Origin of the sequence: Actinomadura madurae (genome assembly GCF_900115095.1) — a bacterium.
Taxonomy (GTDB): domain Bacteria; phylum Actinomycetota; class Actinomycetes; order Streptosporangiales; family Streptosporangiaceae; genus Spirillospora; species Spirillospora madurae.
In genome coordinates this window covers 83,648-96,508 of the sequence record NZ_FOVH01000019.1, presented here as the reverse complement: position 1 = coordinate 96,508, position 12,861 = coordinate 83,648, and the positions used below count along the sequence as shown (strand labels likewise).

The 12,861-nt window shown below is 70.5% G+C and carries 15 protein-coding genes; 8 read left to right on the top strand and 7 right to left on the bottom strand.

What is annotated here, in order from left to right; all coding sequences use genetic code 11:
- Positions 1-4 precede the first annotated feature (4 nt).
- Positions 5-1,603 (bottom strand): MDR family MFS transporter, encoded by a 1,599-nt coding sequence (locus BM339_RS38540; RefSeq protein WP_075024082.1) that lies wholly within the window; start codon positions 1,601-1,603, stop codon positions 5-7.
- A 148-nt stretch (positions 1,604-1,751) separates the two neighbouring features.
- Here BM339_RS38540 and BM339_RS38535 point away from each other — a divergent pair, with 148 nt between their 5' ends.
- Positions 1,752-2,336, top strand: coding sequence for a TetR/AcrR family transcriptional regulator (locus BM339_RS38535; RefSeq protein ID WP_075024081.1), 585 nt, complete (start codon positions 1,752-1,754; stop codon positions 2,334-2,336).
- An 82-nt stretch (positions 2,337-2,418) separates the two neighbouring features.
- On the opposite strand, the gene BM339_RS38530 is transcribed toward BM339_RS38535, so the two are convergent.
- Entirely contained in the window at positions 2,419-3,987 is a 1,569-nt protein-coding gene (locus BM339_RS38530; RefSeq protein WP_256255707.1) for a recombinase family protein, read from the bottom strand.
- Positions 3,988-4,166: 179 nt separating this feature from the next.
- Here BM339_RS38530 and BM339_RS38525 point away from each other — a divergent pair, with 179 nt between their 5' ends.
- From BM339_RS38525 to fahA, 4 genes are all read left to right on the top strand, one after another.
- Positions 4,167-4,691 (top strand): MarR family winged helix-turn-helix transcriptional regulator, encoded by a 525-nt coding sequence (locus tag BM339_RS38525; RefSeq protein ID WP_250358749.1) that lies wholly within the window; start codon positions 4,167-4,169, stop codon positions 4,689-4,691.
- Between the two features lie 114 nt (positions 4,692-4,805).
- The gene (locus BM339_RS38520) at positions 4,806-6,011 is read left to right on the top strand and encodes a homogentisate 1,2-dioxygenase (RefSeq protein WP_021594898.1); all 1,206 of its coding nucleotides are present in this window, start codon (positions 4,806-4,808) and stop codon (positions 6,009-6,011) included.
- Positions 6,008-6,847, top strand: a complete 840-nt coding sequence (locus BM339_RS38515; protein ID WP_021594899.1) for a hypothetical protein — start codon at positions 6,008-6,010, stop codon at positions 6,845-6,847. Before BM339_RS38520 ends, BM339_RS38515 begins: the two co-directional genes overlap by 4 nt.
- On the top strand, positions 6,838-8,010 hold the full coding sequence (fahA, locus tag BM339_RS38510) for a fumarylacetoacetase (RefSeq protein ID WP_218163877.1): 1,173 nt from the start codon (positions 6,838-6,840) through the stop codon (positions 8,008-8,010). The genes BM339_RS38515 and fahA overlap by 10 nt, the downstream gene beginning before the upstream one ends.
- Positions 8,011-8,045: 35 nt before the next feature.
- Here fahA and BM339_RS38505 read toward each other — a convergent pair whose 3' ends face one another.
- Positions 8,046-9,020 (bottom strand): alpha/beta fold hydrolase, encoded by a 975-nt coding sequence (locus BM339_RS38505; protein WP_075024077.1) that lies wholly within the window; start codon positions 9,018-9,020, stop codon positions 8,046-8,048.
- A gap of 100 nt (positions 9,021-9,120) precedes the next feature.
- Between BM339_RS38505 and BM339_RS38500 the strand changes: the two genes are divergently transcribed.
- The gene (locus BM339_RS38500) at positions 9,121-9,624 is read left to right on the top strand and encodes a nuclear transport factor 2 family protein (RefSeq protein ID WP_075024076.1); all 504 of its coding nucleotides are present in this window, start codon (positions 9,121-9,123) and stop codon (positions 9,622-9,624) included.
- A gap of 1 nt (position 9,625) precedes the next feature.
- Here BM339_RS38500 and BM339_RS38495 read toward each other — a convergent pair whose 3' ends face one another.
- The 3 genes from BM339_RS38495 to BM339_RS38485 form a co-directional block, all read right to left on the bottom strand.
- Positions 9,626-10,021: a RidA family protein gene (locus tag BM339_RS38495; protein WP_021594903.1), complete on the bottom strand. Its 396-nt coding sequence runs from the start codon at positions 10,019-10,021 to the stop codon at positions 9,626-9,628.
- A gap of 14 nt (positions 10,022-10,035) precedes the next feature.
- Positions 10,036-10,482: a carboxymuconolactone decarboxylase family protein gene (locus BM339_RS38490; RefSeq protein WP_075024075.1), complete on the bottom strand. Its 447-nt coding sequence runs from the start codon at positions 10,480-10,482 to the stop codon at positions 10,036-10,038.
- Positions 10,483-10,561: 79 nt separating this feature from the next.
- Positions 10,562-11,041, bottom strand: a complete 480-nt coding sequence (locus BM339_RS38485) for an RrF2 family transcriptional regulator (protein WP_021594905.1) — start codon at positions 11,039-11,041, stop codon at positions 10,562-10,564.
- Positions 11,042-11,132: 91 nt separating this feature from the next.
- Here BM339_RS38485 and BM339_RS38480 point away from each other — a divergent pair, with 91 nt between their 5' ends.
- Both BM339_RS38480 and BM339_RS38475 read left to right on the top strand, forming a co-directional pair.
- On the top strand, positions 11,133-11,666 hold the full coding sequence (locus BM339_RS38480; protein ID WP_021594906.1) for a GNAT family N-acetyltransferase: 534 nt from the start codon (positions 11,133-11,135) through the stop codon (positions 11,664-11,666).
- A 105-nt stretch (positions 11,667-11,771) separates the two neighbouring features.
- Entirely contained in the window at positions 11,772-11,966 is a 195-nt protein-coding gene (locus BM339_RS38475) for a hypothetical protein (protein WP_021594907.1), read from the top strand.
- Positions 11,967-12,036: 70 nt separating this feature from the next.
- On the opposite strand, the gene BM339_RS38470 is transcribed toward BM339_RS38475, so the two are convergent.
- Positions 12,037-12,618, bottom strand: coding sequence for an NlpC/P60 family protein (locus BM339_RS38470; protein ID WP_021594908.1), 582 nt, complete (start codon positions 12,616-12,618; stop codon positions 12,037-12,039).
- Between the last annotated feature and the right edge of the window lie 243 nt (positions 12,619-12,861).

The following is a 12,861-nucleotide window of genomic DNA, read 5'->3' as shown; positions in this document are numbered from 1 at the left end:
GTTGTCAGGGAGGTGACAACGGGCGGCCGTGCGCGACGGGGACCGTCCCGGCGTCCTCGTCGTCCGCGGCGGAGGTCCCGGTGAGTTCGGCCGCCTCGGAGGTCTCGGCCAGGTCGAGGCTGTCGCGCAGGGTCACCGGCCTGAGGAACGCCGCCGCGACGAGCCCGACGACCGCGATCCCGGCGGAGATCATGAAGATGTGCCCGGTCGCGTCGCCGTACGCGGCCTGGACGATCTCCCGGACGGGCGCCGGCAGCGCCGCGATGTCGAGGGTGCCCGCGTCGCCGCCGCCCGCCGCCGGGCTCGCCCCGAGCCCGCGCAGCCCGTCGGCGATCCGGGCGGCGACCTGGTTCGCGAGGACGGCGCCGAGGACCGAGACGCCGATCGTCCCGCCGAGCGAGCGGAAGAACGTGACGGTGCCGGACGCGGCGCCGATCTCGTCCAGCCGCACCGAGTTCTGCACGACGAGCACGAGGTTCTGCATGGTCATGCCGACCCCGGCGCCGACCAGGAACATCCCGGCGCCGATGAAGACCAGCGAGGTCTGGTGGTCGATGGTGGCCAGCAGCCCGAACCCGGCGGTCAGCACGACCGTGCCGGTCACGATGTACGGCTTGACCTTGCCGGTCCTGGTCGCGAGGCGTCCGGCGACCGCGGACGCGCCGAACACGCCGAGCATCATCGGGAAGGTGAGGATTCCGGCCTTGGTCGGGCTGTAGCCGCGCCCGATCTGGAAGTACTGGCCGAGGAAGACGGCGCCGCCGAACATGGCCATGCCGACCGCGAGGCTCGCCACGATCGCGAGCGCGGTGTTGCGGCGCGCGACGACGTCCAGCGGGACGATCGGCTCCGCCACGCGGGACTCGACCCGCATCGCGAGCGCGAGGAGCAGGACGCCGCCTCCGGCCATCGCGGCCGTCTGCCAGGACAGCCAGGCGAAGTTCCGTCCGACGAAGGTGACCCAGATGAGCAGGACGCTGACCCCGGCGGCGATCAGCGTCGCCCCCACGTAGTCGATCTTCACGTCCGGGCGCCGGACCACCGGGAGCCGCAGGGTCTTCTGCAGCAGCCCGAACGCGACCACCGCGAACGGGACGCCGATGAAGAAGCACCAGCGCCAGCCGAGCCACGAGTCGACGATGACCCCGCCGAGCAGCGGCCCGCCCACCGTGGCGACCGCCATCACGCCGCCGAGGTAGCCGTAGTACCGGCCCCGGTCCCGCGGGCTGATCATCGCGGCCATGATGATCTGGACGAGGATCTGCAGCGCGCCGACGCCGAGCCCCTGCACCGCGCGGAACGCGATGAGCTGCCCCGTGCTCTGCGCGAACCCGGAGGCCACCGACGCCAGGACGAAGATGGCGACGCCCGCTTGGAGCAGCACCTTCTTGTCGTAGAGGTCGGCCAGCTTGCCCCAGATCGGGGTGCTGGCCGTGGAGACCAGCAGGGTCGCGGTGACGACCCAGGTGTACTGCGACTGGCTGCCCTTCAGCGCGCCGATGATCTGCGGCAGCGCGGTGGACACGACGGTGCTGCTCAGCATGGCCACGAAGAGCACCAGCAGCAGGCCGCTGAGCGCTTCGAGGATCTGCCGGTGCGACATCGGCGCCGATCGTGGTCGAGCCTGCTCGGTCAACAAAGCCTCCGGGAGAAGTGGGAACGAGGGCTCCAACCCTGGCCCGGTCCAAATCATTCCCAATGAGCAACTTTTCCCGTTGCGCAGCCTGGCTTCTCGGTAGGCTTGCCTGACCATGGAGAGGACCGGCGGGCTGCGCGAGCGCAAGAAGGAGGCGACGCGCCGCGCCCTGCACGAGGCCGCGATGCGGCTCGCCGTCGAGCACGGCCTGGACGCGGTCACCGTCGAGGCCATCGCGGACGCCGCCGGCGTCTCCCGACGCACGTTCTCCAACTACTTCGCCGGCAAGGAGGACGCGCTGCTCTACGGCGCCGAGCAGCGCATCCGGTCCCTGGTCGGGACGTTCGAGGCCCGCCCGCCCGAGGAGTCGTCCTGGACGGCGCTGCGCGCCTCGTTCGGCGCCGTGCGCGACCGGTTCGGCGAGCCCGACCCGCGGTGGGCCGCGCAGATGCGCCTCGCCCGCGAGCACCCGTCCGTCCTCGCCCGGCAGCTCGCCCAGTACGCCGAGTTCGAACGCAGCCTCGCCGACCTGATCGCCGTCCGGGACGGCCTGCCGCCGCTGCGCGCCCGCGTCATGGCGGGCGCGTTCATCACCGCGCTCCGCATCGGGACCCTCACCTGGATCGAGCAGCAGCCGCCCCACTCCATGAGCGAGACCGTCGAGGCGGCACTCGCCGAGATAGCCCGCGAGTTCACCTGACCCCGCCTACTCCTCGCTCATGGGCGGAGGATGTTGCGGAGGTTGCTGCGGGCCAGGTCGAGCATCTTGCCGACGCCGCCGGTCAGCATGGTCTCGTTCGCCCCGAGCGCGGAGCCTCGGCTGCCGACTGGCGCCGATCGCCGATCGTGAACGTTAGCCGTCCCTCGACGTCGCGCGCCCCACGGGTGGTTTGCCCAACTACTACGCGCACGCCCGCATTCAGCAGCATTTGGCGCCTTTCGGCTGGCTCGGCACCCGCCCACTTCGCGGCATGATCGACGCCCGTGCGTATGCGCTTGGTCCGGGCGGAGACGACCGGCGTTGCGCGCAGCCGTTCGAGGCGATCAGATCGGCTCTGCAACATCCCGGCGACGGCGTCCGCCGCCGGGCCTCGGAGCTTGCTGAGCCGGGCCGCCAGTTCCCGTACCTCGTCCTCCAGTTCGGCGATCTCCCCAGTGTGATCGATCGCAGGAATCGACACCACCTCGATGATCTCCCGGTTCCCGGCGGTGGCGAGGAACTCGCGCTCCACGTAGGCGTCGACAGGCTTTGCAACGACGTACGCCGGTTTGACACATGCTCGCCCATGGGCTTTAGCTGCGCACCTGTACTGCCGCACCGGCGCCTTCCTGTTCGGACCGGGTGATAGCCAGGCCTGGTATAGGCGCCCGCCACACGTGCCGCAGAAGAGGACGCCGAGGAGGGGATGAGCACCCGACCGTCGCCCAGGACCACTCGTCGCACGGGAGTCCATTGCGGCTTGAAGTCGATGCCATACATCGTCATTGAGCAACGCGTCACCCTGGCGCACGACCTCGCCGTCCTCGTTCTGAACGGGTCGGCCGTCTTCAAGCACGAGGCCACGCAGCGTCTGCTGGCGAAGCAGCGTCGACACCATTCCCGGATTCCACCGCGCGGCAGGGTTCGTCGGCCGGCCGGCCAGGAGGGCACGATGGTTCGCCGGAGTGACGCCGGGGTGCTCGGCGTTCAACCACGCCGCGACCGCGTGATACGACTTCCCAGCGATCACCAGGTCGGCCATGGTCCGGATGATGTCGGCGGTTGCCGGTTCCTCGGCAAGCCACCAACCGGCGGGGCCACCTTCCCGGTTGAGCTCCGTCGGGTGCGGCGCCGGCCGCGTACCGAATGGAACTCGCCCCCCGGACCACCGGCCGACTGACCGCAGGTACGCCGATGCACCCGCAGTGCGATCCCGGATGGCCTGGCCCTCCATCTGCGCGGCGAACGCCAAGATCATCAAAATGAGTTCCGATATCGGCGACCCCATATCCAACCCCAGCCGACCGCCACCGGGTCCTTCAGCGAAGATCAGCCGCTTTCCATGGTCCTTAGCCCAGCCGGCAAGATCGGCCATATCCCGCATCGATCGGACTGCCCGGTCGAGCCGCCACCAGGCGATGGCGTCGAAATCGGACGGCCGTCGAAGCCACGCTCCCAGTTCCGGACGGTCGGACGCCCGGGCCCCAGAGGCCGAGACGTCCATGTCCCGCGCCCATCCGATGACGAAGCCGCCGATGGACGCGGCCACACTCTCGACGGCCGCCTCCTGCCGTTCCGGTGATGTGCTGCTATCGCGATACCGGGACAACCGGGTCGCGCCGAGGACCCGCACCCCGCAGCGGGCTGACATTGCCATAGCGGCATGCTACATATGCAGGTACGGCGGTATGGAGATTCGAATCATATCCACTCCACGAGTTCATATCTCAGTGGCGTCCCGCTCGAGGCACGCCCCGGTGGGCAACGCCTGACACCCGCGGCCCGGCGGGGTTAAATAGTCAATCTATGAACCATCGTGGGGAGCGCCGCGTGAAGGATGACGAACTGGACTTCTGGTCGTTCGTCGATCTCGCCGGGGAGCGGCTGGCGGAGGAGTTCGGGTTCCCGCACCGGCTGGCGACGCGGCTGCTGCTGACCCTGAACCGCGCGTCGGCGATCGTCACCTACGACCTGGAGTCCACCGTGCACCGGCCGCGCGGGCACTCGTGGGCGGGCTTCCGGCTGCTGTTCGTGACCTGGCTCGCCGGGCCGCTGGAGCCGGGGCGGGCCGCCACGCTGGCCGGGATGAGCCGCGCCGCGGTGTCCAACCTGGCGAAGACGCTGGTCGCGGACGGGATGATGACCCGCACGCCCGGGGAGCGGGACGGCCGGTCGGTGATCCTGTCGCTGACCGAGCGGGGCCGCGCGGCGATGCTGGAGATCTTCGCCGGGCAGCACGAGCGCGAGCGGCAGTGGGCGGGCGCGCTGACCGAGACCGAGCAGCGGATGCTGATCATGCTGCTGGACAAGCTGATCGAGGGCCGGCACCGGTTCGACGTGCGCGAACGGAGCTGACCCCCGGTTCGCCCCCGATTCCTCCTGGCCGGATTGGGCCCTTCCCTGGATGGGAGAACAGTCGTAGTGTCGGGGAAAAGTAGTTAATGCATTAATCATCGGAGGCGATGGACCGTGACCCACTACCGCCGGGTCGGCCACGTGCCGCCGAAGCGCCACACCCAGCACCGCCACATGGACCACGGGGACGGCGCGGAGCGGCTTCTCTTCGAGGAACTGATGGGCGAGGAGGGCTTCTCCTCCGACTCGTCCCTGCTGTACCACCGGGAGATCCCGTCGGCGATCGTCGACTCGCAGACCTGGGACGTCCCGGGCCTCACCACCACGCCCAACCATCCGCTCAAGCCGCGCCACCTCCGGCTGCACGAGCTGTTCCCGAAGGAGACGTGGGCTGAGACCGACGCCGTCACCGGCCGCCGGGTCCTGCTCGCCAACAACGACGTCCGGCTCTCCTACGTCGTGTCCGCCGCCGACTCGCCGCTGTACCGCAACGCCACCGGCGACGAGATCGTCTACGTCGAGTCCGGCACCGCCACCGTCGAGACGATCTTCGGGACGCTGGCCGTGCGGCAGGGCGACTACGTCGTCATCCCGACGTCCACCACGCACCGGTGGCTGCCGACCGGCGACCAGCCGCTCCGCGCCTACGCGATCGAGGCGACCGGCCACGTCGCGCCGCCGAAGCGGTACCTGTCGCGCTACGGCCAGTTCCTGGAGAACGCCCCCTACTGCGAACGCGACCTGCACGGCCCGGACGAGCCGTTCACCCTGGACGGGACGGACGTCGAGGTCCTGGTGAAGCACCGCGGCTCGCGCGGCATCACCGGCACCCGCATGACCTACGCCAGGCACCCGTTCGACGTCGTCGGCTGGGACGGCTGCCTGTACCCGTTCACGTTCAGCGTCCACGACTTCGAGCCGATCACCGGCCGCGTCCACCAGCCGCCGCCCGTCCACCAGGTGTTCGAGGGCCACAACTTCGTCGTGTGCAACTTCGTGCCGCGGAAGGTCGACTACCACCCGCTGTCGATCCCGGTGCCGTACTACCACTCCAACGTGGACTCCGACGAGATCATGTTCTACTGCGGCGGCGACTACGAGGCGCGCAAGGGCTCCGGCATCGGCCAGGGGTCGGTGTCGGTCCACCCCGGCGGGCTCGCGCACGGCCCGCAGCCCGGCGCGTACGAGCGCAGCATCGGCGTCGAGTTCTTCGACGAGCTGGCCGTCATGGTGGACACCTTCCACCCGCTCGAACTCGGCGAGGGCGGCCTGGCCTGTGAGGACGAGGCCTACGCCTGGACCTGGGCGAGGCGGTCATGATCCCCGCGTTCGCCGTCCGGCTCTGCGACGACGCCGCCGTCTTCCCGCCGGGCCTCGCGCCGCTCGCCGAGGCCGTCCCGGCCCACCGCGACCACCTGTCCGCGCCCCACGCGGAACTGGTCGGCCCGCTCGTCGTCCCGGCCGCCGCGCTGGACGAGCTGTACCCGCTGCTCGGCGGCGAGCCGCTCGACGTGTCGGTCACCGCGCCGAGCGGGCCGTGCCAGGCGGCGAAGGCGATGGGCGCCGCCGCCGACCTGCCGGTCACCGTGCGCGGGCTGGAGGTCGCCGTTCCGCCCGGCATGGGGCCCGACGAGTTCTTCCGCGTCCTCGGCCGTGTCGAGCCGCCGGTGTACGTCGAGATCCCCCGCGACGAGCGCCGTCCGGCGTTCATCGCCGCGGCCGCCGCGCGCGGCCACCGCGCCAAGTTCCGCACGGGCGGGGTGAAGGCCCATCTCTACCCGAGCCCGGACGAGCTGGCCGCCGGGATCGCGGCGGTCGTGGACGCCGGCGTCCCGTTCAAGGCGACCGCGGGACTGCACCATCCGGTCCGCAACACCGATCCGGAGACCGGCTTCCACCAGCACGGCTTCCTGAACCTGCTGCTCGCGACCGACGCCGCGCTCGCCGGACGCCCGGTGGCGGAACTCGCCGCCGTCCTGGCCGACCGCGACGCGCCGTCCGTCGCGTCCCGCGTGGCCGGGCTCGGCGCGGCGCGCACGGCCGCCGTGCGCGCCGCGTTCCTGTCCTTCGGGACGTGCAGCATCACCGACCCTCTCAGCGAACTCGCCGACCTCGGCCTGCTCGCGTCCGCCGCCCTCCAGGAGACCTGCCGTTGACCCGTATCGACATCCCCGGGAACTCCCTCTTCGGGCTCGCCAACCTCCCCTACGGCGTCTTCTCGACCCCCGGGACCGCGCCCCGCGTGGGCGTGCGCGTGGCCTACTCCGTCGTGGATCTGGCCGCCGGCCTCGGTGACGACGTGTTCGCCGCGGCGTCACTCAATCCCCTCATGGCGCAGGGCCATGCGCGCTGGGTCGAGGTCCGCGGACGGATCCTCGACCTGGTCTCGGGCGACGTCCCGGGCGAGGCCGTGCATCCCCTCGACTCCGTCACCCTGCACATGCCGTTCGAGGTCGCCGACTACGTGGACTTCTACGCGTCCGAGCACCACGCGTCCAACCTCGGGCGGCTGTTCCGTCCGGGGTCCGAGCCGCTGATGCCGAACTGGAAGCACCTGCCCGTCGGCTACCACGGCCGCGCGGGCACGGTCGTCCCGTCCGGGACGGACATCGTCCGGCCTTCCGGGCAGCGCAAGGCGGAGGGTGGCCCGGCCTTCGGCGAGAGCCGCCGCCTCGACATCGAGACGGAGGTCGGCTTCGTCGTCGGCACCGGCTCGTCGCTGGGCAGTGCGGTGGGCACGGACGGCTTCTCCGAGCGCGTGTTCGGCGTCGTCCTGGTCAACGACTGGTCGGCCCGGGACATCCAGGCCTGGGAGTACGTCCCGCTCGGGCCGTTCCTGGGGAAGAGCTTCGCGACGTCCGTCTCGCACTGGGTCGTCCCCCTCCTCGCCCTGGAGGAGGCCCGCGTCGCGACCCCGCCCCAGGACCCGGAGCCGCTCCCCTACCTCCACGAGAAGAACCCGTGGGGCCTGGACCTCACCCTCGAAGTCTCGTGGAACGGCCAGGTCGTCTCCCGCCCGCCCTACCGGGAGATGTACTGGTCGCCGGCCCAGATGCTCGCGCACATGACGGTGAACGGCGCCTCGTCCCGCACCGGCGACCTCTTCGCGTCCGGCACCGTCTCGGGGCCGGCCAAGGACCAGCGCGGCGCCTTCATCGAGCTCACCTGGGGCGGCAAGGAGCCGGTCACGGTCAACGGCGAGCCCCGATCCTTCCTGGAGGACGGCGACGAGGTCTCCATCACCGCCACCGCCCCCGGCCCCGGTGGCGCCCGCATCGGCTTCGGCGAGGTCACCGGCAGGATCCTCCCCGCCCGCTGATCACCGAAAGTCAACCGGGCGGCATGGCCGAGCGGTCAGAGGCCGGCGAGGAAGGCGAGCATCGCGGCGTTGACCTCGCCGGCCGCCTCCATCTGGACGAAGTGGCCCGCTCCTTCGACGATGTGGACGTCGCGAAGCCCCGGCACCGCGGTCTCCATCCGCTCCATTGCGTTGGAACCCATCATCTGGAGGACGGGGTCACGCTCGCCCACGAGGAACAGCGTCGGAACGGTGACGGGCTCGTCCGGACGGCGCTGCTTCTCTTCCCAGACGTGGTCGTAGGCCCGATACCAGTTGAGGCCTCCGGTGAAGCCCGTCCGGCGGAACTCGTCGACGTAGTAGGCGAACTCGTCCTGTGACAACCACGGCCAGGGCAGGGGCGGGGCTTCGGGCAGCACATCGAGGTAGCCGTTGCCTTCGCTGGGGTGCCGCCAGATGTCGAGGTACCGGTAACCGCCGCTGAGCGCCCAGAACACGTTCGCCAGGAAGCGCTCCGGCGCCGCTCCCAACTCCTGGTCCGCGGGCCCCTCCTCCTGGAAGTAGTGCACGTGGACGAAATGCTGCTCGGCCATGCGCGCATAGATCTCGGTGGGCGGACGCGTCGAGACGGGCATGCGCGGCACGCTCAGCTGCATCAGCGCCTTGACCCGTCCAGGGGCCCACTGGGGCAGGTCCCAGACGAGAGCGGCCCCGAAGTCGTGCCCGGCGAAGACGGCCTCCTCGATCCCGAGCCCGTCCAGGAGCCCGACCAGGTCGGCGACGGTGTGCCGCCGGTCGTACGCCTTCGGCGAGGCGGGACGATCGCTCCGTCCGTACCCGCGCATGTCGACCGCGATCGCCCGGTACCCGGCCGCCGCCAGCACCGGAAGCTGATGCCGCCAGCTGTACCAGAGCCCTGGAAACCCGTGGCACATGACCACCGGGAGCCCGCTCCCCTGCTCGGCCACATGCAGCGCGACGTCGCCGACGTCGAGCATCCGGTGCCGGACCTCCTGCTCGCCAGGGCTCATACCGACGATCCTCGACGCCCGCCCCGGCGTGATCCTCTCCCCTCCCGTTCACCGGGACGCCCCTGGACGGGCCGTCCCCGATGGCCGAGGGTCGACCACCATGGCGCACCCGTCCGACCTCGCCGAGCGCGTCGCCCGGCTGGAGGCCATCGAGGAGATCAAGGCCCTCAAGCACCGCTACCTGCGCGCCTGCGACGCCAAGGACCCGGCGACGTTCCGGGACTGCTTCATCGCCTCGGGCGCCTCGATCGACTACGGCCGGCTCGGCTCCTTCGACGACGCGGAGGGCATGGTCAAGGTCTTCGAGTCGATCGCGCTCCGGCGGGTGGACGGCCGCGACGCCGTTCTCGACATGCATCACGCGACGCATCCGGACATCACCGTGCACGGCCCGGACAGGGCCTCCGGCCGCTGGACGCTCAAGTTCCGCCAGGTGAACCTGCTCGACATGACCGAGTCGGTGAGCACGGGCGAATACCACGACGAGTACGTCGTCGAGGACGGCCGCTGGAAGATGGCGAGATGCCGCTTCCGCCGCTATTGGACGATCACCCGCCCGATCGGCGGCGGCTGCCGCGTCGACCAGGCGGGCGACGTCCCGTAGCTCAGGGACGGACCGCGACCGCGTCCACCTCGAACAGCATGCCGGGCAGCGCGAGCGCGGCGACGCCGGTGAGGGTCTGCGTCGGGGGCTCGTCCTTCCAGATCTCGCGGATCCGCTCGGCGAGGACCGCGAGCTTCCCGGCGTCGTGCTGGACGATGTGGGTGCGCAGCTGGACGACGTGCCCGAAGCCCAGCCCGACCGACGCGAGCGCGGTCTCCAGGTTGGCCAGCGAGCGCCGGACCTGCCCGGCGAAGTCCTCCGCCACGACCTCGCCCTCGATGCCGGATGCGTACTGCCCCGCGATGAAGACCAGCTCGCCCGAGGCGGACGCGACGTGGCTGTAGCCGAAGCGGACCGGGTCGTGCAGGCCGAGGGGGTTGGTGATGGCGTGCGTCATGGTCGTTCTCCTCATCAGGACGCGGCGGGGTTGCGGAGGGTGACGTTGATCCGGTTCCAGGCGTTGATCGCGGCGATCACCATGACGAGGGCGGCGAGCGACTCCTCGTCGTAGTGGTCGGCGGCGTCGTTCCAGACGTCGTCGGAGACGCCGTCCGGGTTCTCGCCGATCCGGGTGGCGGCCTCGGCCAGGGCCAGCGCGGCCCGCTCCTCGTCGGTGAAGAAGGGCGCCTCGCGCCAGGCCGCGACCGACCAGAGCCGCTCGTCGGTCTCGCCGGCCTTCTTGGCGTCGGTGGCGTGCATGTTCACGCAGAACGCGCAGCCGTTGATCTGGCTGATGCGCAGCCTGACCAGCTCCAGCGTGCTCTGCGGGACGGGGCTGCCGTTGATGTACGACTCCAGCGCGAGCATGGCCTTGTACCCCGCCGCGGCGGGCTTCACGACGTTCATTCGTGCCTGCATGGTGGTTTCCTTTCTGCAATCTGGATGTTAAATGTCCAGAATTAGCCGATGGCCGGACGCCCTGCCGGGCCGGCCGTGATCAGGTGCGCAGGTTCGCGAGCCAGGCGCGGGTCTCGCCGGGCGTGGCCGGACGGTGCCGCTCGACCGTGTCCCGGATGTCGGCGAGGGTCTGCCCGGCCAGCTCCTTACGCCAGGCCAGCTCGGCCCGCCGCATGGCCTGGGAGACGAAGCACCGCCTGCGGTAGTCGATCCCCTCGTGCTCGCCGGGGCCCTGCCGCAGGATCTCCTCGCAGCGGAACGCCTCGTCCGGCCCCTCGATCGCCGTCACGACGTCCAGCAGCGTGACGTCCCCGGGGCTTCGCGCGAGCCGGAACCCGCCGCGCGGCCCGGGGGTCGAGGTGAGGATGCCGGCGCGGGCCAGCGCCTGCAGCTGCTTGTTCAGGTAGGCCGCCGGCAGCGCGTAGAACGCCGCCATCCTGGCCGCCGTCACGGCCTCGCCCGGCTCCAGCCAGGTGAGGTTGAGGCAGCTGTGGATCGCCCATTCGACCCCCTCGCTCATCCGCATATTCTGGATACTAGGCATCCAGGATTACCCGTGCAACCCGCGAGCGGGGCCGGGGCATCGCCGGCCCGGGGCTAGAGTCCCGCCTGTGAGTACTCCGAACTTCACCTTCCGCTCGGCGACGCCGGCCGACGTCCCGGCGCTCGTCACGCTCGTCGAGTCGTCCTACCGCGGCGACTCCGGCCGCACCGGTTGGACGTCCGAGGCCGACATCCTCGACGGCCAGCGCACCGACGCGGGCATGGTCGCGGACGCGGTGAGCGGCGCCGGAAGCCGGGTGCTGGTCGCCGAGACCGTCGACGGCCCGGTCGCCTGCTGCCAACTGGAGAACCGCGACGGGCACGCCTACTTCGGGATGTTCGCGGTGGCCCCCGCCGCCCAGCGCGGCGGGCTCGGCTCGACGATGCTGGCCGAGGCGGAGCGGCTGGCCCGCGAGGAGTGGGGCGCGGACGAGATGCACATGACGGTGATCAGCGTCCGGGAGGAGCTGATCACCTGGTACGTCCGGCGCGGATACGTCCGGACCGGGAAGACGAGCCCGTTCCATTACGGCGACGAGCGCTTCGGCATCCCCAAGCGGGACGACCTGGAGTTCGAACTCCTGGTGAAGCCGCTCCGCTGACTTCCGACTGCCTGTGGTTTGAGGGTCTGCGTCGAGTTTCCTCTGCCGACCTGCGCCATTGTCGGCCAAACCTTCACAGGGCACGTCAATGAGACGATTTAATGTATGAAGTTCATCCTCGAAGTCGACATGAGAGAAGGCGCCATCACCGAGGACGCCGCGGGCGAGCTGGGGCGCATCCTGCGGTACTGGGGCGGCAACGTCCGGCACTACGCGCTGAAGCCCGGCGACGCGTCCGCGATCTACGACTCGGACTACCGCGAGGTGGGCCGCTGGGAGATCACCGAGACGCCCGCCTGACCCCCGCGCACGACGGAACGCCCGGCCGGAGGGAACCGGCCGGGCGTTGCGCGGGGAGCACCAGACCAGATCAGGCGATGTTCTTCGGGCGGTACGCCTTGTACTCGCTGCCGCTCGACAGGCCGTACGTGCGGGTCCGGTGGTCGGTGCCGTAGCCGCCCCGCTGCTCGTACGCCCAGTAGGCGGTGTGCTTGCCGCTGGTCCACTTCTCGAAGATCACGACGTGCCGGGTGGTGTTGCTCCCGATCGCGTCGATGATCAGGTCGCCCTTCTTCAGCTGGGACATCGAGATGCGCGTGCTGTAGGTGGACGACGCCAGGCCCACCGTGTTCGGGCCGGGCTTGGGCAGCCGCAGCGTCATGGACGCGTAGCCGGAGCAGTCGGTGCGGTAGCCGCCGTGGGTCTTGGACTGGCTGTAGGGGACCCGGCTGCCGGTGTGCGGGTTCCAGGTCTTGGCGTTGGCGATGACCTGGTCACGGGTGACCTTCGGCGCGGCGGCCGCCGCGACCTTCGCGTCCGCGGCCTGCAGCTGGACGCCCTGGACCGGTGCGGACGGTCCGGCCTGGCCGGACGCGCCGACCAGTCCGAAGACGGTGCCGCCGGCGAGCGCCAGCGAGCTGGCGCCGATGAGAACGGCTCGGGGGGAAGCCATTGATAATCCTCCGTGAATGGCAGTGGGATTGCGCCCGGTGGGGGCGCTTGGCGGGGGTTCGTCGATCGACTCGGCAAACCCTAGGGAGCGCCGTCCGCCATTCGTCAACCTCTCCGGAAAGGTTGGGACGCTGAGACATTCATTACGGCTTCGACCTGCGACAACGCTGTCCCGGACGGGCGTCCGGCGGGACAGTGGGACACGCTGAATTGCCTCTCGGGACTCACGTTGGGTGCCCGCGGC

Coding starts and splice junctions, on each gene's coding strand:
- BM339_RS38540 (WP_075024082.1), bottom strand. CDS start 1,603: ATGTCGCACCGGCAGATCCTCGAAGCGCTCAGCGGCCTGCTGCTGGTG.
- BM339_RS38535 (WP_075024081.1), top strand. CDS start 1,752: ATGGAGAGGACCGGCGGGCTGCGCGAGCGCAAGAAGGAGGCGACGCGC.
- BM339_RS38530 (WP_256255707.1), bottom strand. CDS start 3,987: ATGTCAGCCCGCTGCGGGGTGCGGGTCCTCGGCGCGACCCGGTTGTCC.
- BM339_RS38515 (WP_021594899.1), top strand. CDS start 6,008: ATGATCCCCGCGTTCGCCGTCCGGCTCTGCGACGACGCCGCCGTCTTC.
- BM339_RS38505 (WP_075024077.1), bottom strand. CDS start 9,020: ATGAGCCCTGGCGAGCAGGAGGTCCGGCACCGGATGCTCGACGTCGGC.
- BM339_RS38500 (WP_075024076.1), top strand. CDS start 9,121: ATGGCGCACCCGTCCGACCTCGCCGAGCGCGTCGCCCGGCTGGAGGCC.
- BM339_RS38495 (WP_021594903.1), bottom strand. CDS start 10,021: ATGACGCACGCCATCACCAACCCCCTCGGCCTGCACGACCCGGTCCGC.
- BM339_RS38490 (WP_075024075.1), bottom strand. CDS start 10,482: ATGCAGGCACGAATGAACGTCGTGAAGCCCGCCGCGGCGGGGTACAAG.
- BM339_RS38485 (WP_021594905.1), bottom strand. CDS start 11,041: ATGAGCGAGGGGGTCGAATGGGCGATCCACAGCTGCCTCAACCTCACC.
- BM339_RS38475 (WP_021594907.1), top strand. CDS start 11,772: ATGAAGTTCATCCTCGAAGTCGACATGAGAGAAGGCGCCATCACCGAG.
- BM339_RS38470 (WP_021594908.1), bottom strand. CDS start 12,618: ATGGCTTCCCCCCGAGCCGTTCTCATCGGCGCCAGCTCGCTGGCGCTC.